The organism is Streptomyces fractus, from assembly GCF_049844455.1.
GTDB classification, from domain to species: Bacteria; Actinomycetota; Actinomycetes; order Streptomycetales; family Streptomycetaceae; genus Streptomyces; species Streptomyces fractus.
The window spans coordinates 4,776,896-4,796,588 of record NZ_JBMYHI010000002.1 but is presented as its reverse complement, the minus strand read 5'-3'; the positions used below and the strand labels follow the sequence as shown (position 1 = coordinate 4,796,588).

Genomic DNA, 19,693 nt, shown 5'->3' with positions numbered 1-19,693 from the left:
TCAGACCTCCCCGTCGGCGAACGACGCCTGGTAGGCGGCGAATTGCGCGCGCTCCTCGTCGACGAGCGCGTGCCCGTCCGCGTACACGTTCTCGAAGATCGCCATGAGGTCCGGGTCCGGCATGGCCCGTACGACATCGCGTACTCGCTTGCCCAACGTCTCGCTCTCGGCGTCGAGTTCCGCGAAAAATCCCTCATCCGTGTCGGTTTGGGACTCCAGGTATGCGCGCAGGCGCAAGATCGGGTCCTTCGCCTCCCACGACACGCGCTCGTCGTCGGACCGGTACTTCGACGGGTCGTCGGACGTGGTGTGCGCGCCCATGCGGTACGTGAACGCCTCGATCAGCGCGGGCCCCTCGCCCTGCCGGGCCCGGTCGAGCGCCCAGCGCGTCACGGCGAGGCAGGCCAGCACGTCGTTGCCGTCCACGCGCACGCCCGGGAAGCCGAAGCCCTGCGCGCGCTGGTACAGCGGCACGCGCATCTGGCGCTCGGTCGGCTCGGAGATCGCCCACTGGTTGTTCTGGCAGAAGAACACCACGGGGGCGTTGTAGACGGCCCCGAAGTTGAAGGCCTCCAGGACGTCGCCCTGGCTGCTCGCGCCGTCACCGAAGTACGCGATCACCGCGCTGTCCGCGCCGTCCTTGGCGACGCCCATCGCGTAGCCGGTGGCGTGCAGGGTCTGCGAGCCGATGACGATCGTGTACAGGTGGAAGTTGTTGCTGTTCGGGTCCCAGCCGCCGTGGTTGACGCCGCGGAACATGCCGAGCAGGTTCGTCGGGTCGACGCCGCGGCACCAGGCGACGCCGTGCTCGCGGTACGTCGGGAAGACGTAGTCGTCCTCGCGGGTGGCCCGGCCGGAGCCGATCTGCGCCGCCTCCTGCCCGAGCAGCGACGCCCACAGACCCAGCTCGCCCTGGCGCTGGAGCGCCGTGGCCTCGGCGTCGAATCGACGCGTGAGGACCATGTCGCGGTACAGGGCGCGCAGCTCGTCGTCGGTGATGTCGGCGACGTAGCGGTCGTACACCGCGGTCTCCGCGTTCTTGACCCGCTTGCCCTCGGGGGTCAGCAGCTGCACCAGGTCGCTCTGCGGCGCTTCGGCCTTGGCGGCAGTGGTCTTGGCAGCGGCGGTCTTGCCGGGGGCTTTCTTCGCAGACTTCTTCGCAGCGGCCCGCCCCCGCGCCGGCTTCGCCTTCTGCGCGGCGGCAGTGCTGTCGGCACTGTCTACGGTCACGTGTGCTCCTCCGTCGGTCCGGCCCCGGGATTGCCGGATGGCCAGTCGGCTCGGCTCGCCTGATCCGTCCACGCACGGGGTGGGTGCGTGGTGCCGGCAACAGGCGTGACAAGTGCTCCGGCAAGCACCCTTCACCCAGCACGTTACCCAGTGGGTCACACATCTGCGAAACCCCATCTGACCTGCGATTTTGCTTGGATTTCCAAGTAAGTCGTTGGTTGGATTTCCTAGTATCGCGAGGGAAGACGAAGCGTCGCAGGTCACAGCTGTGCGACGGGTCCTGGATCTCAGCCTGGCAGGGGGCCGGAACACCGGCACGTTATCCCGGTCACCCCGCCATCATCTAGGGCGCGGCCAAGGTTCGTGTGTGAGACTGATGCCGTGCGCGAAGACGGAAAAATTACGGTATTTCTCCTCGACGACCACGAAGTGGTGCGGCGCGGGGTCCACGAGCTGCTCTCGATGGAGAACGACATCGAGGTGGTCGGAGAGGCCGGAACGGCCGCCGACGCCCTGGTGCGCATCCCCGCGACCCGGCCCGACGTGGCGGTGCTCGACGTGCGACTGCCGGACGGCAGCGGCGTCGAGGTGTGCCGCGAGATCCGCTCCCAGGACGAGTCGATCAAGTGCCTGATGCTGACGTCGTTCGCGGACGACGAGGCGCTCTTCGACGCGATCATGGCCGGCGCCTCCGGATACGTACTGAAGGCGATCCGCGGCAATGAGCTGCTCACCGCCGTACGGGACGTCGCCTCCGGCAAGTCGCTGCTCGACCCGGTCGCCACCGCCCGCGTCCTGGAGCGGCTGCGGGACGGCGGCCGCAAGGGCGACGACAAGCTCTCCGGCCTCACCGAGCAGGAGCGCAAGATCCTCGACCTGATCGGTGAGGGCCTGACGAACCGGGTCATCGGCGAGCGCCTGCACCTCGCCGAGAAGACGATCAAGAACTATGTGTCCAGCCTGCTGTCGAAGCTCGGCATGGAGCGCCGCTCCCAGGCGGCCGCGTACGTGGCCCGTATGCAGGCCGAGAAGCACTGACGCCTCCCCCGACCCCCTCCCGGGATGCCCGCCCGTCCAGGACCTATGTCACGCGTCCCTGGGGGCGGGCTCCTCTGTTCTGCCGGGGCGCACGCGGCGCAGAGTGGTGACATGCCCTCCGCCCCTCAGACCATGCCCCCGCAGGACCGGGACCGCGCCTTCGAACTGCTCACCCGCGTGCCCTACGGCCGCGTCGCGACCAGCATGCGCGCCCTGCCCTTCCTCGCCTCCGCCCGCCACATCGTGGCCGACGGACGGCTCCTGCTGCGCATGCACCGCGGCTTCGGCTACCACGAGGCGTGCATCGGCAGCGTCGTCGCCTACGGGGCGGACAACCTGGGCCGGGAGCGCCCCGGGGACGAGGGCCAGTGGTCGGTGCAGTGCGTCGGCACCTGCGAGCAGGTCGAGCCGACGAAGGCCGAGCTTGAGCTCTTCGGGGCCGCCCCGCACCACGCGGACGGCGAGCCCTTCGACCCGGTCTACCTGCGCGTCGCCCCGCAGTTCGTGACGGTGCACGAGCTGCGGGGCGGGTCGGCTCAGGTGGATTAGGGCGCAGGTGGGGCGCGCCCGGGTGGGTGGTTCTACTGGGTGCCGTCGCCGCCGGTGTCGCCGCCCGTGTCGCCGCCGATGACACCACCGTTGTCGCCGCCGGTGTCGCCACCCGTGCTGCCACCGTTGCCGTCGTCGGGCGCCGACGTGGTCGGCGTCGGAGTCGGGTTGGTCGACTTCGTGGGCGTCGGATTCTCGCTGGTCGGCTCGTCCGTGGGCTCATCGGACTGCGTCGGCGACGGGTTGGTGGTCGTCGGCTCCTGCGTCGGCGTGTAACCGGTGTCGCCGCCCGTGCTCGTGCCCGGCTCCTCCGTCGCGCCCTGCGACGAATCGTCCGAGGCCGACTTGCTGGGCTCCGAGGACTTCTCGGACTTGGTGGCGCTCGGCGACTTCTTGTTGCCGGGGTCCTTGTCGCCGTCACCACCGCTGCTGAGCGCCCAGGCGACGCCCACCGCGATCGCGATCACCGCGAGCACGGCGACGATCCACAGCTTGCCGCGGCCGCCTCCCTTGCCCCCGTTCCCGTTCCCGTCGAAGCCGCCGTCGTCGCCGCCCGGCGGGCGCAGCATCGGCTGCTGGGCCGTGCCGGAGTCGCCGGGGTGCTGCATCGCCGTGGTCGCGGCGACGCCCATCGCGGGCGTCGAACCGCCCTCGTGCGCGTCGACGGGGCCGGTGTTCCAGGTGCCGGTGTGGCCACCCTGCTCGTACAGCATCTGAAGGCTGTACTGGACGAGCCCGCGCATCTCCTCTGCCGTCTGGAACCGGTCGTCCGGGTCCTTGGCGAGGGAGCGCATGACGAGGCCGTTCAGCTCCGGCGGCACCTCGTCCAGAACCTCGGACGGCAGCACGGGGGTGTCCTGGACGTGCTGGTAGACCACGGACAGCGGGGTCTCACCGGTGAACGGCGGGCGCAGCGCGAGGAGTTCGTAGAGCAGGCAGCCGACGGCGTACAGGTCGGAGCGGTGGTCGACGGCCTTGCCGAGGGCCTGCTCGGGCGAGAGGTACTGCGGGGTGCCCATGACCATGCCGGTCTGCGTCATGGTCGACTGCGCGCCGTGCAGGGCGCGCGCGATGCCGAAGTCCATCACCTTCACCGCGCCGGTGTTGGTGATGATCACGTTCGCGGGCTTGATGTCGCGGTGCACGATGCCGTGCTGGTGCGAGTAGGCGAGCGCCTCCAGGACACCCGAGACGATGATCAGGGCCTGTTCGGCACCCGGCGCCTCCGCGCTGAGCAGGAGGTCGCGGATGGTGCGGCCCTCGACCAGCTCCATGACGATGTACGGGACGGTGCTCCCGGCGACGACGTCCTCACCGGAGTCGTAGACCGCGACGACGGCGTGGTGGTTGAGGCCCGCGACCGACTGTGCCTCGCGGGTGAAGCGGGCCTTGGAGACCGGGTCCTCGGCGAGATCGGAGCGGAGCAGCTTGACGGCGACCGTGCGCCCGAGGCGTACGTCCTCGGCCGCGAAGACCTCTGCCATGCCACCCCGGCCGAGTCTGCCGGTCAGTCGATACCGACCGTCCCCGACGAGCCCGCCGTTACCCCACATCTCCGGCGTCTCTGACATACCGCCGCCAGTCGCCTCGGGGTCGGACGGGCCCTGAGCGCGCTGCTGCTGTGCCATCAGTCCTCGCCGTCGTTTCTGTCCGTGCTGCCGGATCCATACATCGGAGTACGCGCGGTTGCGAAATACCGACTCCGTCGGGCCACGCTACAGGCATCGGCCACGTCGCCGTTCCGAGATGGACCGGACATCCAACCCGTTGTCGTGCATGCCCTGCAAATCGTGAGCAGGATATTTGTAGGCTGCCGATGACGATTCCGTGGTCACCCGAGGCGATCGGCACGCACCGCCCCGTGGCCAAGTTCACGCATACGTAGGGGCCCGTCCTGTGACGGGCCCCTACATGTGTGTCTGTTGACCTGTGCGCCGGCCTGGTGCGGGCCTGGCGGTGTCCTGGCGCCGGCCTGTCCGTCGGCCTAGAGGTACGGGCCGCCCGAGCGGCCGCCCGCGCGGGGGTCCTCGCCCTCTTCGTCGCCGCCGCCGACGCCGGGCGGCAGGGCCCGGCGCATCTGCTCGAGCTGGGCGCGAGCCGCCATCTGCTGGGCGAACAACGTCGTCTGGATCCCGTGGAAGAGCCCCTCGAGCCAGCCCACCAGCTGGGCCTGCGCGATGCGCAGCTCGGCGTCGCTCGGGGTCGCCTCCTCCGTGAAGGGCAGGGAGAGCCGCTCCAGCTCCTCGACGAGTTCGGGCGCGAGGCCGTCCTCGAGCTCCTTGACCGAGCTGGCGTGGATCTCCTTGAGGCGCTGCCGGCTCGCCTCGTCCAGGGGAGCCGCGCGCACCTCTTCGAGCAGCTGCTTGATCATGCTGCCGATGCGCATCACCTTGGCGGGCTGTTCCACCATGTCGGTCACCGGGATCTCGCGGGACTCGTCGCCGCCACCGCCGCCAAGCGCCATGCCGTCCTGCCCCACGACCAGGACCTGCGGGTTGTCCGGCGACTGTTCGTTCCTCGGCATCTCCATGCCGCCATTCTCTCGTACGTGTCTGTCACATCTCGGTGGTGCCCCCGTTAGGAGCTGATCCACCGTGTCGGGCGGGACGAAATCCGGCGTGCCTGTTTTATCCCGTCATGTGAGGCTTAGCACAAGCGTCTGGACGAACCGGGGACGGAAGGGGCTGGGGATGCGGCGGCGTCGGTGGGTGGCCGGGCTTCTCTCCTCCGTACCGCTGTTCCTGGCGGTTCCCGTGTCCCTGTCGTACGCCGCCGGGCCCTCTTCGTACGTCGCCGGTCCCCACGCCTACGTCGCCGAGCCCTCACCGCACGGGTCCCTCGCGGGGAGCCGGGCGGGCGTGGGCCGGACCCCGCCGGGGCGCGAACTGCCCACGCCGGCCGCCACCGGGGTCGTACTGCCCCCGGCCGCCACCGAACCGCCACCGGCCGTGTCGCGGGAACCGCGCCCCGAGCGCTCCGCCGCCCCGGAAGAACGGCAGGCCGTCGGCGAGCCCGGGGCCGGGCCCCTGGTGAACGTGCTGCCGCTGGGGGCAGGGCTGCTGCTCACGGGGCTCGGCCTCGGGTTCCTGGCACTGCGGCTGCGCCGGTGACCCCGGCGCCCGCCGGGGTCACTACGCGTTGGTGAGCAGGACCTTGCCGATGTGCCCCGACTCCTCCAGGACCCGGTGGCCCTGCGCGGCGTCGCTCATCGGCAGCGTGCGGTCCACGATCGGCCGCACATGGCCGCCCTCGATCAGCGGCCACACGTGCTCGCGCACGGCCGCGACGACCGACGCCTTCTCGGCCAGCGGGCGGGCCCGCAGCGTGGTCGCGGTGATGGCGCCGCGCTTGCCGAGCAGGGTGGCGATGTTCAACTCGCCCTTCACCCCGCCCTGCATGCCGATGATGGCGAGGCGGCCGCTGGTGGCGAGGGCGTCGACGTTGCGGTTCAGGTACTTGGCGCCCATGTTGTCGAGGATGACGTCGGCGCCCGCCCCGTCCGTGGCGTTCTTGATCTCTTCCACGAAGTCCTGCTCGCGGTAGTTGATCAGGATGTCCGCGCCGAGCTCCGCGCAGAAGTCGAGCTTCTCCTTGGTGCCGGCCGTGACCGCCACCTTGGCGCCGACGGCCTTCGCGAGCTGGATCGCCATGGTGCCGATGCCGCTGGAGCCGCCGTGCACGAGGAAGGTCTCGCCGGGCCGCAGGTGGGCGATCATGAAGACGTTGGACCAGACGGTGCAGGTCACCTCGGGCAGCGCGGCGGCCGTGACGAGGTCGAGGCCCTGCGGCACGGGGAGGAGCTGCCCCGCGGGGACGGCGACCTTCTCGGCGTAGCCGCCGCCCACGAGCAGCCCGCACACCTCGTCGCCGACCGACCAGCCGGAGACGCCGGTGCCGAGCTCGACGATCCGGCCTGCGCACTCCAGGCCGGGGTAGGGGGAGGTGCCGGGCGGCGGGTTGTAGAAGCCCTGCCGCTGGAGCAGATCGGCGCGGTTGACGGCGCTGGAGACCACCTCGACCAGGACCTCGCCCTCGCCGGGTACGGGGTCGGGGACCTCCGTCCAGACGAGTGCCTCGGGTCCGCCGGGTTCCGGGATCGTGATCGCATGCATGGCCGCGAGGCTACTCCCGTGGATCACTCGCGGGGAGAGGCTCAGCCGCGTGGAGAGGGCTTCATGTCCGGTGCCAGCTGGGTCATGGGCGTCACACGAGTGATCGTGATGAGGCGGTCCGTCAGCTTGAGCGAGCCGACGGCCGCGTCGTCGTACCCGAGCACCCGGTGCCCCCGGATGACGCTGACGACCAGGTCCTCTGTCTCCTTCGGCCGCAGACCGACCTCCGCCTTGGTGACCGGGCGTTCGACCAGGTCGAGACCGGAACCCTTCTGGATGAGGTCCTCCATGACCACGCCGGCGTGCGGGCTGAGCACCGACAGACCGAGCAGCCGGCCCGCCGCACTGGCGCTGGTGATGACGGCGTCGGCCCCGGACTGGCGCAACAGCGGCGCGTTCTCCTCCTCGCGGACCGCGGCGACGATCTTCGCCCCGCGGTTCAACTGCCGCGCGGTGAGCGTCACCAGGACCGCCGTGTCGTCGCGCTGCGTCGCGATGATGATCTTCCGCGCCCGCTGCACCTCGGCCTGCAACAGGACCGAGCTGCGCGTGGCATCGCCCGTCACGCCCGCGTATCCATGGGCGTTGGCGCTCTCGACGACCTTGGGGCTGGGGTCGACCACGACGACCTGCTCGGGCTTCAGTCCGCTCGCGCAGACGGTCTCCACGGCGCTGCGCCCCTTGGTGCCGAAGCCGACGACGACAGTGTGGTCACGCAAGGTGGACCTCCAGCGTTTCAGGCGCCATTCCTCCCGCGTCCGTTCGGTGAGGACTTCGAGCGTGGTGCCGACCAGGATGATCAGGAAGAGCACACGCAGCGGCGTGATGGCGAAGATATTGGTGAGCCGCGCCGCGTCACTGACCGGCGTGATGTCGCCGTATCCCGTGGTGGAGAGCGTGACGGTCGCGTAGTAGAACGCGTCGAGCAGGTCGACTTGGCCATCGGAGTTGTCGTTGTAGCCGTCGCTGTCGAACCACACGATCAGTGCGGTGACGACGAGCACGGTGAGCGCTATCAGCACGCGCCGGGCCACTTGGAGGAGCGGGCGCTCGACGACCTGCCGGGGGAGTTTCACCCGGTAGGTCGCGGTCCGCTCTTCCTCTTGGCGTGCGATGGCATCATCGCCGGCCAGTTTCACGTGAAACACCCTTCGTTTCCCGCCGGGTTGAGACCGGGCAGCCCAGGGTTCCACGACCACGGCAGGTCGAGGATCTCCACCTCCTGGCCCTCCGTGGCGCCGCCGGGCGGGATGACGGCGAGCCCATCGGCGGCCGCGATGCCGCGCAGCATGGCCGGACCGTTGTAGTGCAGGGGAACCGCCCACTCGTGCCCACTGCCGTCGTCCTGCCGCAGCACGATGGGGATGAGGCGGGTGTCGTGGGGGTGGCCGGGGGCGGGGGTGTGCAGGGGGGCGGTGTACGCGTCCGCGTTCCGGTCCCCGTCCAACCCCGCTCGCCCGTCGTGGCCTTGGCGCTGTGCGGAGCTGTGCGTCTGGTCCTGTGCCCGGCCCGAGAGCACCCGCAGCAACGGCTCGGCGAGCGTGAGCAGGCCGGAGACGGCGGCCAGGGGGTTGCCGGGGAGGCCGACCAGGTGCTGCCCCTCCTTGAGCCGGGCGAGCAGCATCGGGTGGCCGGGGCGGACGGCGACCCCGTCGACGAGGAGTTCGGCGTCGAGGGCGCGCAGGGTGGGGTGCACATGATCGACGGGCCCGGACGCGGTGCCGCCGGTGGTCACGACCAGATCGGTCCTGGCCTCCCGTACCGCCTTGAGCAGCGCCTTCGCGTCGTCACCGAGCCTGCGTACGGAGGTCACCTCGACGCCGAGCGCGCGCAGCCAGTGCGGGAGCATCGGGCCGAGCGCGTCCCGGATGAGGCCCTCGCGGGGGAGGCCCGCGGTGAGCAACTCGTCGCCGAGGATCAGGACTTCGACCGTCGGGCGCGGGACGACGGCGAGGGTGTCGTACCCCGCGGCGGCGGCGAGACCGAGGACGGCCGGGGTGACGAGGGCGCCTGTCGGCAGCAGCAGCTCGCCGCTGCGGCACTCCTGGCCGCGCGGGCGGATGTCCTGTCCGTGGGCGACCTCGCGCAGCGGGTGCAGCTGGCCGCCCGTGTCGATGTGGCCGTGCTCGCTGCGGATGACGGCCGTGGCGTCCGAGGGCACGCGGGCGCCGGTCGCGATCGCCGCGGCCTCACCGTCGGCCAGCGGGGCGGGCTGCTCATGCCCCGCGAGGAGCCCTTCGCCGCCCACGGCCCAGGGCCCCGGGCCCGCGACGACCCAGCCGTCCATCGCCGAGGTGTCGAAGGGAGGCAGGTCCGTCAGGGCGGTCAGCGGGGCGGCGAGGACCAGACCGAGCGCTTGGTCGAGGGGGACGCCGGTCGCTGCGCGGGGGCCGCGTTCGGCCCGGGCGGCGGTGCGGCGGGCCGCGGCCCAGGAGGTGGCGGCGTGACGGGAGGTGGGGCGGGACGGCGAGCCGGGGGTGCCGGGGGCCGGGGAGGTAGTGGAGGCCGTGGGGTCCGGGGAGGGCTCTGAGGTGGCCGGGGCGGGGCGTCGGCCGTCGGGCCGGGTGTCGTCGGCCCGGGGGGCGCCGGCCTGTGGGGTGTCGGGCCGGTTGTGGTGGGGCCGGTTGTCGTTCGCCAGGGCGAGCGCCTCGTCCACGTCGATGTCCATCGGGTCGACGTCGACCGGGGCGGTCCGCGCGGACCGCCCGCTGTGGGCGCTCATCCCGCGTCCGGCTTGGCGTCGGTCTCCGACGACCCGGGATCGGCCTCCTGCGCCCAGCGATTGGCGAGCTCGGCCGCCTTCGCCGCGGCCGATGCCACGGCTTCGGGGCCGCCTCCTGCCTGCGCCGCGGCGTATCCCACGAGGAACGTCGTCAGCGGCGCCGCGGGGCGCGCGACGCCGTGCGCGGCGTCACGGGCGAGGTCGAGCAGGACGCCCGTGTCGACGTCCAGGTCGATGCCCAGTTCGTTCTTGGCTGCGGTGATCCATTCGTCAAGCACTCGTCCATGCTCCCTGATACGTGACCGGGCGGCGGCGATGTCGTCCCAGGTGTCGCAGTCGAACGACGCGACGGGGTCGGTGATGCGGGTGAGGCTGAGGTTACGGGTGAGCAGACGCAGCGGCAGTCCGTTGAGGTCACCGTGTTCTGCCGCGAGTTCACCGAGTACCCGGCGCAGCGCCGCGTACCGGTAGACGGCGACGAGCGGCTGGTCACGACCGCCACCGTCGACCAGCAGAGCGCCGTCGGGCACGGCGGCGGGCGCGGCGGCGGCGTCGGGCGCGGCGTCGGCTGCGCGGTTGATTGAGCCGCTGGTTGCGCCGTCGACTTCGCTTTCGGCTTCGAGCGCGTCGGCTTCGGGCGCGTCGGTTTCGAGCGCGTCGGTTTCGAGCGCGCGGGCTTCGAGCGCGCGGGCTTCGAGCGCGCGGGCTTCGAGCGCGTCGAGGAGTCCTCGTACGGTGCGGTCCCCCAGGAACGGCAGATCGGCGGAGAGCACGACGACGCTCTCCGCCACAGGGCCCTGCCCGGACTCGAGCCCCCGGATCCCCGCCTCAAGCGCGGCGAGCGGCCCCCCACCCGGCGGATCCTCGCGGGCCCAGACGACGGGGCGCGCGGTGCGGCGTGGCTCGGCGACCACCACGGTGGCGCGGGCTCCGGCGCACGCCTGAAGGACCCGGTCGAGCAGCGCGCGACCGCCGACCCGCACACCGGGCTTGTCCGCGCCGCCGAGCCGCCGCGCGGCACCTCCGGCGAGGACGATGGCGTCGTACGCGTTCATCCCCCGAGTATGGGCTCACGGGCGATCATTGCCACCAGGCGGGAGGACGATCCTTGCCACCGGTCCTGCCGGTCACAGCGTGCGCAGCAGCACCGCCGGTTGTTCCACGCAGTCCGCGACGTACCGCAGGAAGCCGCCCGCCGTGCCTCCGTCGCACACCCGGTGGTCGAAGGTGAGCGAGAGCTGGACGACCTGGCGGACCGCCAACTCCCCTTCGTGGACCCACGGCTTGGCGGCTATTCGGCCGACGCCGAGCATGGCGGCCTCTGGGTGGTTGATGATCGGCGTGGAACCGTCGACGCCGAACACTCCGTAGTTGTTCAACGTGAAGGTGCCGCCGGTGAGTTCCGCGGGCGACAGCTTCCCGGCCCGTGCCGCCTCGGTGAGCCGGGCGAACTCGGCGCTCAGTGATTCGGCTCCGCGCGCGTGGGCGTCCCGTACGACGGGCACGACCAGGCCGCGGTCGGTCTGTGCGGCGAACCCGAGGTGCACCTCGTCGAGCCGGACGAGCTCGCGCCGCTCGGTGTCGACCGTGGAGTTCAGCTCCGGGTAGCGCGCCAGGGCCGCGGTGCAGATGCGGGCGAGGAGCGCGAGCACGGAGATCTTCGGGCCCCCTGCGGAATTCATCGCCACGCGCGCGTTCATGAGTTCCGTGGCGTCGGCGTCCACCCAGCAGGTCGCGTCGGGTATCTCGCGCCGGCTGCGGGACATCTTGTCGGCCACGGCTCCGCGAATGCCGCGCAAGGGTGTGCGGTGCTCCTGCGGGGCGGCGGCCGGAGCGGGGGCGGAGGCGAGGGTGCCCTCAGGGGCGGCGGGCGCCGCGTTGGCCGTGCTTGCCGCGTTCGCCGCCTTCGCCGCGTTTTCTACGTCGCTCCTGAGGATGAGCCCGTCGGGCCCGGACCCGGTCAGCTCTCTGAGGTCCACGCCACGGTCACGGGCCAGCTTGCGGACGAGCGGGGAGATCACGGGAACCGGGCCCTGGGCGCGCGGGGCGCTCTCCGGGGCGGCGGGCACGCTGTCCAGCGGCGCGGGCCGCACCCGCCTGCGCCGGGTCGGCGCGGTGGAGGTTCCGTACCCCACCAGCACGTTCCCCGACCCCTCGGCCTTCCCCGCCCTCTCGGTCTTCTCCGCCTTCTCAGGAGCCTCCTGACGCGTCCCCTGGCGCACCTCCTGGCGCGCCTTCGCGGGCCCCTCGGCGGCGGCCGAAGACCGCGCGGGAACGTCCGACAGCGGCACGTCGGACGGCGACTGCGCGCCCACGGCCACCATCAACAGCGGCGCCCCGACCGGCAGTTCGCTGCCCTCGTCGCCGAAGCGGGCCGTGACCACACCGCCGTACGGGCACGGCACCTCGACCATCGCCTTCGCGGTCTCCACCTCGACGACGGGCTGGTCGACGGCGACGACGTCCCCGACTCCCACCAGCCACTGCACGATCTCCGCCTCGGTGAGACCCTCCCCGAGGTCGGGCAGCTTGAACTCGAGCACCTGCGCCATTACCCCACCGTCCCTCACTGATCCCATTGCAGCCGGGCCACCGCGTCCAGCACCCGGTCCACTCCGGGCAGATGGTGCCGCTCCAGCATGGGCGGCGGATACGGAACGTCGAAACCGGCCACCCGCAGCACCGGCGCCTCCAAGTGGTGGAAGCACCGCTCGGTCACGCGCGCGGCGATCTCTCCGCCCGGCCCGCCGAAACCACCCGACTCGTGCACGACGACGGCGCGTCCCGTGCGCCGGACGGACTCGGCGACCGTCGCGTCGTCGAACGGCACCAGCGAGCGCAGGTCGACCACTTCAAGATCCCACCCCTCCCCCGGGCCGCCTCGGCCGCCTCCAAGCAGACGGGGACGGACGGTCCGTACGTGAGCAGCGTGGCACTGGTGCCGGGGCGGCGAACCACTGCCCTGCCTATCGGAAGAACGTCTTCCGGTGCCTCGGGGTTCCACGAATCCTTCGTCCAGTAAAGGCGTTTGGGCTCCAGGAAGACGACGGGGTCGTCGGAGGCGATCGACTGCCGCAGCAGCCCGTAGGCGTCCGCGACGGTGGCCGGCGTGACGACGGTCAGGCCCGGCGTCGCCATGTAGTAGGCCTCGGAGGAATCGCTGTGGTGCTCCACACCGCCGATCCCGCCGCCGTACGGCACCCGCACGGTGATGGGCAGCGGCATGGCGCCACGCGTGCGGTTGCGCATCCGCGCGACGTGCGAGATCAACTGCTCGAAGGCGGGGTACGCGAACGCGTCGAACTGCATCTCCACGACGGGACGGAGGCCGTACATCGCCATGCCCACGGCGGCGCCGAGGATGCCCGCCTCGGCGAGCGGGGTGTCCGTGCAGCGGTCCTCGCCGAACTCCTTCGCGAGCCCGTCGGTGATCCGGAAGACGCCGCCCAGGGTGCCCACGTCCTCGCCCATGACGTGCACGGCCGGGTCCTCGGCCATGGAGTCGCGCAGCGCGCGTCCGAGGGCTTGCGCCATGGTGGCGGGCTTGGTCGCGGGCTTGGCCTTCGGCGGCCGGGCCACGGTGGTCATGCCTGCTCCCCTTCAGCCTCGGCGTCCAGCTCGGCACGCAACAGTGCCGCCTGCTCTCTCAGCTGGGGCGTCTGCTCGGCGTACACGTCGCCGAACAGGTCCATGGGGTCGAGGGCGGGGTCCTGGTTCATGCGCGCGCGCAGCTCGGCCGCCTGCTGCTCGGCGCCGTCGCGCACGGCCTGGATGCCGTCCTCGTCGATGAGCCCGCGTGCGGTCAACTCCCGCTCCAGGAGCAGGATCGGGTCGTGCGCGCGCCACATCGCGACCTCGGCGTCGCTGCGGTAGCGGGTCGCGTCGTCGGCGTTCGTGTGCGCGTCCATCCGGTACGTGACGGCCTCGACCAGCGTCGGACCGCCGCCTTCACGCGCGCGTGCGACGGCGTCGCCGAGCACCTCGTGCAGCGCCGCCGCGTCGTTCCCGTCGACCAGGCGGCCCGGCATCCCGTACCCGACGGCCTTGTGGGCCAGGGACGGCGCCGCGGTCTGCTTGGCCAGCGGCACGGAGATGGCGAACCCGTTGTTCTGCACGAGGAAGACGACCGGCGCCTGCCACACGGCGGCGAAGTTCAGCGCCTCGTGGAAGTCGCCCTCACTGGTGCCGCCGTCGCCGACCATGGCGAGCGCCACCACATCGTCGCCCTTGAGTCGCGCGGCATGTGCGAGGCCCACAGCGTGCGGGAGCTGCGTCGCGAGCGGGGTGCACAACGGCGCGATGTGGTGCTCGCGCGGGTCGTATCCGGTGTGCCAGTCGCCGCGCAGCAGGGTCAGGGCCTGGACGGGGTCGAGGCCGCGGGCGACGGCGGCGAGGGTGTCGCGGTAGCTGGGAAAGAGCCAGTCCCGCTCCTCAAGAACCAGCGCCGCGGCGACCTCCGCGGCCTCCTGGCCGGTCGTCGACGGGTACACGGCGAGGCGGCCCTGCTTGGTCAGCGCGGTCGCCTGCACGTTGTACCTACGGCCGCGCACCACCTCCGCGTACAGGCGGCGCAACAGCTCGGGGTCGACGCGGGCGGCGGCGTCGGTACCGAGGACCCGGTGGGGCTCGGCGTCGGGCAGCAGCGGCGCGGGATCCGTGCGGGGCTGCCAGGCGGGCGGCGGGACGGGCCTGCCCTCGCGCGCGGCCCGCTGGTCCATGACCGTCATGACGACACCTCCTCGTGGGAGCGGCTCGGACGGCGCGTCGGTGTGATGCGCCTCACCTACCGATTGTTCGGTCGACGGCACATTTTGGCTACAGGCACCTCCAGGCTGTGGACAATCGGTTCTCCACAGCCTGAGATGAATGCAGTACGTCCATGGTAGGGAGGCGGGGGCACATGGCATCTGAACAAATGGCCGAAGGCTCCGGAAGCCCGGCGCCCGAGCCCGCGGCCCGCCCGCTGGACGCCATCGACCGGGACATCCTGCAGCTGCTGCTGAAGGACGGTCGCGCGTCGATACGCTCCGTCGCCGAGCAGGTCCATGTGTCCCGGGCGAACGCCTACGCGCGGATCAACCGTCTCATCGAGGACCGCGTGATCCGCGGTTTCGGCGCTCGCGTCAACCACGAGCGGGCAGGCCAGGGCGCCTCCGCCTACATCACGCTCAAGATCGTCCAGAACACCTGGCGGACCGTGCGCGAGCAGCTGCGCCGACTGCCGGAGGCCTCGCACATCGCGCTGGTCAGCGGCGATTTCGACGTCCTGATCCTGGTCCACACGGAGGACAACCGGGCCCTGCGCGAACTGGTCCTCACCAAGCTCCAGTCCATCCCCGAGGTGCTGAGCACGCGCACGCTGCTGGTCTTCGAGGAGGAGGACCTGGAGCCCGACTCCTGAGGACCCATGCGGGCCCACGCGGGCCCACAGGTCAGCCGGCCTTGCGCAGCCCCTGGAAGACCAGCTCGACCACGGCATCCGCCACCTCACGGTCGCCGAGCCCGCCACCGTCCGGCCGGTACCACTCCACCAGCGAGTTGATCATTCCGAAGACGAGCCGCGTGGCGAGCCGCACCTCGATGTCACCGCGCACGTCCCCGTCGGCCGCGGCCGCCCTGAGCAGCTGGGCGACCTGGTGGTCGAACTCCCTGCGCCGCTCCATGGCCCACCGCTCGGTGTCGGTGTTTCCGCGCACCCTCAACAGAAGTGTCACGTAGGGAAGTTCACCGGTGAGCACCTCGACCATGCGCCGCGTGACGTACTCCAGGCGCTCGATCGCGCGTCCCGCGCACGCGGGTTGCTCTTCGAGGATCCCGAACAGGCCGTCGAGCGCGCGGCTCACAGCGCGGCGCAGCAGCTCCTCCTTGCCCGCCACATGGTGGTAGATCGACGACTTGGAGATGCCGGCCGCCTTGGAGAGGTGCTCCATGGACGTGCCGTCGTAGCCACGCTCGTTGAAGACGGTGACCGCGACGGCGAGCAGGCTGTCGGGCGTGTAGGTGTCGCGGCGCGCACCCGTGTCCCGTCGTGCGGTGGTCATGCGGAGCCCTCCCACTTCCTGGGGGTGTACGAGTGCCGGCAGAGGGCGCCCACCACACCGACGAGGCGGTCATGTGCTGTCATGCACGTGATCCTCCCGTACCCCGTCGGACCCTGGGGCCGCGGGGCTCATCGGTCCGGTTTCCCGCGGCTTTTCCACAGCTTCGCCGCACCCCCTTGTCCCGACCGATCGTTCGGTTACTCTAACTCTGTTGGTCCGTTCCTGCCCAGCCCAGGAGGAGTTGGTCCCCCATGGCCGCCGCCGCACTCACCGAGCACGACCTGATCGCCAAGCACCGGCCGACCCTCGACCAGGCGCTGGAAGCGATCCGCACGCGCGCGTACTGGTCCCCGCACCCGGAGCACCCCAAGGCGTACGGGGAGAGCGGAAGCCTGAGCATGCCCGAGGGCAAGGCCGCCTTCGACGCCCTGCTCGGCACCCGGCTCGACCTCGGCCAGCCCGGTACGGACGAGTTCGTGGGCGGAGAAGTCTCGCCGTACGGCATCGAGTTGGGCGTCACGTATCCGCACGCCGACATCGACGTGCTGCTTCCGGCCATGCGCGCCGGTATGCGCGCGTGGCGCGAAGCTGGCGCCGAGGCGCGCGCGGTGACGTGCCTGGAGATCCTGTCCCGGATCAGCGCACGGACGCACGAGTTCGCGCACGCGGTCATGCACACCAGCGGCCAGGCCTTCATGATGGCGTTCCAGGCCGGCGGCCCGCACGCGCAGGACCGCGGCCTGGAGGCGGTGGCGTACGCGTACGTGGAGCAGGTGCGGACCCCGGACGCCGCGGAGTGGTCGAAGCCCCAGGGCAAGCGCGATCCCCTGGTCCTGGCCAAGGAGTTCACGCCGGTGGCGCGCGGCATCTCCCTCCTGGTCGGCTGCAACACGTTCCCTACGTGGAACGGGTATCCGGGACTGTTCGCCTCCCTGGCCACCGGCAACCCGGTCCTGGTGAAGCCGCACCCGCGCGCGGTGCTGCCCCTCGCGCTCACCGTGCAGGTGGCCCGCGAGGTCCTCGCCGAGGCCGGCTTCGATCCGAACCTGGTGGCGCTGGCGGCCGAGCGGCCCGGGGAGGGCATCGCCAAGACCCTGGCCGTACGCCCCGAGATCAAGATCATCGACTACACGGGATCCACCGCCTTCGGCGACTGGCTGGAGACGAACGCCCGGCAGGCGCAGGTCTACACGGAGAAGGCCGGCGTCAACACGGTGGTGATCGACTCGACCGGCGACTACAAGGGCATGCTGGCGAACCTCGCGTTCTCCCTGTCCCTCTACAGCGGCCAGATGTGCACCACGCCGCAGAACCTCCTGGTGCCGCGCAAGGGCATCACCACGGACGAGGGCCCCAAGGCGTACGACGAGGTGGTGGCCGACCTCGCGAAGTCGGTCGGAGGCCTGCTCGGCGACGACGCCCGGGCGAACGGACTGCTGGGCGCTCTGGTCAACCCGGACGTGAAGGCCCGGCTCGACGCGGCCCCCGGGATCGGCGAAGTCGCCCTGCCCTCACGGAAGATCAGCAACCCGGACTTCCCGGACGCCGTGGTCCGTACGCCGGTGATCGTGAAGCTGGACGGAGCGCGGAAGTACTGGGAGGGGCCGGACGCGGAGGCCGCCTTCATGAGCGAGTGCTTCGGCCCGGTGTCCTTCGCGGTCTCCGTCGACTCGACCGGTGACGCGGTGGACCTCCTGCGCCGCACGGTGCGCGAGAAGGGCGCCATGACGGTCGGGGCGTACACCACCTCCGAAGAGGTGGCGCAGGCCGTCGAGGACGTCTGCCTGGAGGAGTGCGCGCAGCTCTCGCTCAACCTGACGGGCGGGGTGTACGTGAACCAGACGGCGGCGTTCTCCGACTTCCACGGCTCGGGCGGCAACCCGGCGGCGAACGCGGCCCTGTGCGACGGCGCCTTCGTGGCGAACCGCTTCCGGGTGGTGGAGGTTCGGCGGGAGTCCTAGGCGCCCTAGGGAGCCTGGGTGCTGTGCGCGCTCCAGTGGAAGAGCGTCATGCCGACACTGGTGGCCAGGTTGTAGCTGGAGACCTGGGGCCGCATCGGCAGGGACACCAACTGGTCGGCACGCGCGCGTAGTTCGGCAGAGAGGCCACTGCGCTCGGACCCGAAGGCGAGCAGGGCGTCGTCGGGCAGCTTCAGGCCGCGGATGTCCGCGCCTTCGGGGTCGAGCGCGTACAGCGGCCCGCTCGGCAGCTCGTCGACCGCGAGCCGCTCCACGGCGGTCGCGAAGTGCAGCCCGGCCCCGCCGCGTACGACGGTGGGGTGCCAGGGGTCGAGGTCTCCCGTGGTGACGACCCCGGTGGCGCCGTAGCCGGCGGCGAGGCGGATCACGGCGCCCGCGTTGCCGAGGTTGCGCGGGTTGTCGAGCACGACGACGGGGGTGGTGCGTGCGCCGCGCCCGAGAGCGGCCAGATTGTCGGCCCGCGCGGGACGCCCGGCGAGCGCGGCGACCCCGGTGGGGTGCAGCCGCGGCACGAGCCGCCGCAGCACCTCGCCGGGAACCTCCACGAGGAGCCCCGCCAGGTCCCGTACGACATCGGGGGCGAGCTCGTCGGCCAGGGCGAGCGCGGACGCGCGGTCGACGGCGAGCGCGAGGGGGACGTCGGCGCCGAAGCGTACGGCGTGCTTGAGGGCGTGGAACCCGTCGAGCAGCACCGCGGAGTCCGCGAGCCGCCTCCAGGCCCGCACGGCGTCCTCGGCGGCCCCCGCGCTCTGCGGGTCCTCGGACCGCTCGTCCCGCATGCCGTCCGCGCCGTCCGCCGTATTCGTCCCGTTCACGGCAGGAAGCCTACGTGCGCACGGCCGACTGCTCCGCCGCCACCGGTTCGTCGTCGTCCTCAGCGGGCCGGTCGGGCGCGGCCACCGCCTTCGTAGAGGAGAAAACGCGACCACGCGCGCGTGCCACCCAGCCGCCGACGCGCACCAGGAAGGACGTCGGCAGGAACACCGCGTCCGCGGCGATCATCGCGAGCGAGAAGAAGGGCAGCCCGAGCACGACGGCGATGACCGCGTGCTCCAGCATCATGAACACCAACAGGACGTTCTTGAGGCGCCGGTTGAAGACGGTGAACGGGAAGGCGACCTGGACGGCCACGGTCCCGTACGTCACGAGCAGCACCATCGGGCCGAACGTGGTCAGCAGATCGCCCAGGGCGGGCCAGGGCGAGAAGTAGTCCAGGTGGAGCGGGTAGTAGACCGCGGTGCCGTCCTGCCATCGGCTGCCCTGGATCTTGTACCAGCCGGCCGTCGCGTAGATCAGGCACGCCTCGACCATCACCACGAGCAGTCCGGCGTTGTGCAGCAGGTTGGTGATCACGTCGCACAGGAGGCGGGAGTCGCCCTGCGGATCGCGGCGGTTCACGGACCACCACACCGCTTGGGCCGCCCACATTCCCCAGAAGAACAGCAGCCAACCGCCACCGACCTTCCCCGTGAACGTGACCGCGGCGAGGACGAGCCCCATGACCCACCACAGCACGATACCGAACCGGTCCTCGGCCCCCCGGCGCGCCCGGCGGGCGTCCAGCGACCAGACCTGCCCGCACCGCGTGAAGACGAGGTAGATCGACATGAGGTGGATGACGTTGTCGCCGCCGTCCCCCATGAAGACGCTGCGGTTCTGCAGGGACAGCACACCGATCATGAAGATGACCGACATGGTGCGGGTGCGCCAGCCCACCATCAGCAGCGCGGACGACACCACCGCCACTATGTAGACCAGCTCGAACCAGCCCTGCCCGTCGGACCACATGAGCGCGCTGAACGCGTGGTTGTCCTCGATGAGCTGCTGCGCCATGCCCCAGCTCCACGGCCCGTCCGGGCCGTACATCTCCTGGCGGTGCGGGAACTCGCGCAGCAGGAAGAGCAGCCAGGTCGCGGAGAACCCTATGCGGATCACGGCGCTCTGATAGGGGGCGAGCGCGGACGCGGTGATCCACTGGAGGCCGTCGCCCAGCCTCCGCTGCGTGCGTTCCACGAATCCCAC

Annotated in this window: 17 protein-coding genes and 1 pseudogene; 5 read left to right on the top strand and 13 right to left on the bottom strand. The window is 71.4% G+C overall.

Annotation, left to right across the window (positions count from 1 at the left end; translation table 11 throughout):
- Entirely contained in the window at positions 1-1,269 is a 1,269-nt protein-coding gene (gene pdhA / locus ACP4E5_RS23755) for a pyruvate dehydrogenase (acetyl-transferring) E1 component subunit alpha (protein WP_425841609.1), read from the bottom strand.
- Positions 1,270-1,611: 342 nt separating this feature from the next.
- On the opposite strand from pdhA (ACP4E5_RS23755), the gene ACP4E5_RS23750 reads away from it, so the two are divergent.
- Both ACP4E5_RS23750 and ACP4E5_RS23745 read left to right on the top strand, forming a co-directional pair.
- Entirely contained in the window at positions 1,612-2,268 is a 657-nt protein-coding gene (locus ACP4E5_RS23750; protein ID WP_425831836.1) for a response regulator, read from the top strand.
- A gap of 111 nt (positions 2,269-2,379) precedes the next feature.
- Positions 2,380-2,817, top strand: coding sequence for a pyridoxamine 5'-phosphate oxidase family protein (locus ACP4E5_RS23745; protein ID WP_425831834.1), 438 nt, complete (start codon positions 2,380-2,382; stop codon positions 2,815-2,817).
- Between the two features lie 32 nt (positions 2,818-2,849).
- Here ACP4E5_RS23745 and ACP4E5_RS23740 read toward each other — a convergent pair whose 3' ends face one another.
- Together ACP4E5_RS23740 and ACP4E5_RS23735 are read right to left on the bottom strand one after the other, a co-directional pair.
- Entirely contained in the window at positions 2,850-4,445 is a 1,596-nt protein-coding gene (locus ACP4E5_RS23740; protein WP_425831832.1) for a protein kinase domain-containing protein, read from the bottom strand.
- Positions 4,446-4,801: 356 nt separating this feature from the next.
- The gene (locus ACP4E5_RS23735) at positions 4,802-5,347 is read right to left on the bottom strand and encodes a bacterial proteasome activator family protein (RefSeq protein WP_425831830.1); all 546 of its coding nucleotides are present in this window, start codon (positions 5,345-5,347) and stop codon (positions 4,802-4,804) included.
- Positions 5,348-5,507: 160 nt separating this feature from the next.
- Between ACP4E5_RS23735 and ACP4E5_RS23730 the strand changes: the two genes are divergently transcribed.
- Positions 5,508-5,927 carry a hypothetical protein gene (locus tag ACP4E5_RS23730; RefSeq protein WP_425831828.1) on the top strand — a complete coding sequence of 140 codons (420 nt, stop codon included), beginning with the start codon at positions 5,508-5,510 and terminating at the stop codon, positions 5,925-5,927.
- Between the two features lie 21 nt (positions 5,928-5,948).
- On the opposite strand, the gene ACP4E5_RS23725 is transcribed toward ACP4E5_RS23730, so the two are convergent.
- From ACP4E5_RS23725 to pdhA (ACP4E5_RS23695), 7 genes and pseudogenes are all read right to left on the bottom strand, one after another.
- Entirely contained in the window at positions 5,949-6,929 is a 981-nt protein-coding gene (locus tag ACP4E5_RS23725) for an NAD(P)H-quinone oxidoreductase (protein WP_425831826.1), read from the bottom strand.
- A gap of 41 nt (positions 6,930-6,970) precedes the next feature.
- The gene (locus tag ACP4E5_RS23720; protein ID WP_425831824.1) at positions 6,971-8,068 is read right to left on the bottom strand and encodes a potassium channel family protein; all 1,098 of its coding nucleotides are present in this window, start codon (positions 8,066-8,068) and stop codon (positions 6,971-6,973) included.
- Positions 8,065-9,651, bottom strand: coding sequence for a molybdopterin molybdotransferase MoeA (locus ACP4E5_RS23715; RefSeq protein WP_425831822.1), 1,587 nt, complete (start codon positions 9,649-9,651; stop codon positions 8,065-8,067). Before ACP4E5_RS23715 ends, ACP4E5_RS23720 begins: the two co-directional genes overlap by 4 nt.
- Positions 9,648-10,706, bottom strand: coding sequence for a DUF6457 domain-containing protein (locus ACP4E5_RS23710; RefSeq protein ID WP_425831820.1), 1,059 nt, complete (start codon positions 10,704-10,706; stop codon positions 9,648-9,650). The genes ACP4E5_RS23715 and ACP4E5_RS23710 overlap by 4 nt, the downstream gene beginning before the upstream one ends.
- 72 nt (positions 10,707-10,778) lie before the next feature.
- Positions 10,779-12,203 carry a dihydrolipoamide acetyltransferase family protein gene (locus ACP4E5_RS23705; protein ID WP_425831818.1) on the bottom strand — a complete coding sequence of 475 codons (1,425 nt, stop codon included), beginning with the start codon at positions 12,201-12,203 and terminating at the stop codon, positions 10,779-10,781.
- Between the two features lie 14 nt (positions 12,204-12,217).
- Positions 12,218-13,239, bottom strand: a pseudogene (locus ACP4E5_RS23700) (alpha-ketoacid dehydrogenase subunit beta).
- Positions 13,236-14,378 (bottom strand): pyruvate dehydrogenase (acetyl-transferring) E1 component subunit alpha, encoded by a 1,143-nt coding sequence (gene pdhA / locus ACP4E5_RS23695; RefSeq protein WP_425831816.1) that lies wholly within the window; start codon positions 14,376-14,378, stop codon positions 13,236-13,238. The pseudogene ACP4E5_RS23700 and the gene pdhA (ACP4E5_RS23695) overlap by 4 nt, the downstream one beginning before the upstream one ends.
- Positions 14,379-14,551: 173 nt before the next feature.
- Here pdhA (ACP4E5_RS23695) and ACP4E5_RS23690 point away from each other — a divergent pair, with 173 nt between their 5' ends.
- Positions 14,552-15,052, top strand: coding sequence for an Lrp/AsnC family transcriptional regulator (locus ACP4E5_RS23690; protein WP_425831814.1), 501 nt, complete (start codon positions 14,552-14,554; stop codon positions 15,050-15,052).
- 31 nt (positions 15,053-15,083) lie between these two features.
- On the opposite strand, the gene ACP4E5_RS23685 is transcribed toward ACP4E5_RS23690, so the two are convergent.
- Positions 15,084-15,692: a TetR/AcrR family transcriptional regulator gene (locus tag ACP4E5_RS23685; RefSeq protein ID WP_425831812.1), complete on the bottom strand. Its 609-nt coding sequence runs from the start codon at positions 15,690-15,692 to the stop codon at positions 15,084-15,086.
- Between the two features lie 251 nt (positions 15,693-15,943).
- Here ACP4E5_RS23685 and paaN point away from each other — a divergent pair, with 251 nt between their 5' ends.
- A complete protein-coding gene (gene paaN / locus ACP4E5_RS23680) occupies positions 15,944-17,653 on the top strand; it encodes a phenylacetic acid degradation protein PaaN (protein WP_425831810.1) in 1,710 nt (569 codons plus the stop codon).
- Between the two features lie 5 nt (positions 17,654-17,658).
- Here the strand turns inward: paaN and ACP4E5_RS23675 are convergent, their stop codons facing one another.
- Both ACP4E5_RS23675 and ACP4E5_RS23670 read right to left on the bottom strand, forming a co-directional pair.
- The gene (locus ACP4E5_RS23675; protein ID WP_425841606.1) at positions 17,659-18,450 is read right to left on the bottom strand and encodes a TrmH family RNA methyltransferase; all 792 of its coding nucleotides are present in this window, start codon (positions 18,448-18,450) and stop codon (positions 17,659-17,661) included.
- A 46-nt stretch (positions 18,451-18,496) separates the two neighbouring features.
- The gene (locus ACP4E5_RS23670; RefSeq protein ID WP_425831808.1) at positions 18,497-19,684 is read right to left on the bottom strand and encodes an HTTM domain-containing protein; all 1,188 of its coding nucleotides are present in this window, start codon (positions 19,682-19,684) and stop codon (positions 18,497-18,499) included.
- Positions 19,685-19,693 lie beyond the last annotated feature (9 nt).

What these genes read in the sequence shown, in the direction of transcription:
- ACP4E5_RS23745 (WP_425831834.1), top strand. Translation starts at nt 2,380, where the DNA reads ATGCCCTCCGCCCCTCAGACCATGCCCCCGCAGGACCGGGACCGCGCC.
- ACP4E5_RS23740 (WP_425831832.1), bottom strand. Translation starts at nt 4,445, where the DNA reads ATGGCACAGCAGCAGCGCGCTCAGGGCCCGTCCGACCCCGAGGCGACT.
- ACP4E5_RS23730 (WP_425831828.1), top strand. Translation starts at nt 5,508, where the DNA reads ATGCGGCGGCGTCGGTGGGTGGCCGGGCTTCTCTCCTCCGTACCGCTG.
- ACP4E5_RS23715 (WP_425831822.1), bottom strand. Translation starts at nt 9,651, where the DNA reads ATGAGCGCCCACAGCGGGCGGTCCGCGCGGACCGCCCCGGTCGACGTC.
- ACP4E5_RS23705 (WP_425831818.1), bottom strand. Translation starts at nt 12,203, where the DNA reads ATGGCGCAGGTGCTCGAGTTCAAGCTGCCCGACCTCGGGGAGGGTCTC.
- paaN (WP_425831810.1), top strand. Translation starts at nt 15,944, where the DNA reads ATGGCCGCCGCCGCACTCACCGAGCACGACCTGATCGCCAAGCACCGG.
- ACP4E5_RS23690 (WP_425831814.1), top strand. Translation starts at nt 14,552, where the DNA reads ATGGCATCTGAACAAATGGCCGAAGGCTCCGGAAGCCCGGCGCCCGAG.
- ACP4E5_RS23675 (WP_425841606.1), bottom strand. Translation starts at nt 18,450, where the DNA reads ATGCGGGACGAGCGGTCCGAGGACCCGCAGAGCGCGGGGGCCGCCGAG.
- ACP4E5_RS23735 (WP_425831830.1), bottom strand. Translation starts at nt 5,347, where the DNA reads ATGGAGATGCCGAGGAACGAACAGTCGCCGGACAACCCGCAGGTCCTG.
- ACP4E5_RS23685 (WP_425831812.1), bottom strand. Translation starts at nt 15,692, where the DNA reads ATGACCACCGCACGACGGGACACGGGTGCGCGCCGCGACACCTACACG.
- ACP4E5_RS23710 (WP_425831820.1), bottom strand. Translation starts at nt 10,706, where the DNA reads ATGAACGCGTACGACGCCATCGTCCTCGCCGGAGGTGCCGCGCGGCGG.
- pdhA (WP_425831816.1), bottom strand. Translation starts at nt 14,378, where the DNA reads ATGACGGTCATGGACCAGCGGGCCGCGCGCGAGGGCAGGCCCGTCCCG.
- ACP4E5_RS23725 (WP_425831826.1), bottom strand. Translation starts at nt 6,929, where the DNA reads ATGCATGCGATCACGATCCCGGAACCCGGCGGACCCGAGGCACTCGTC.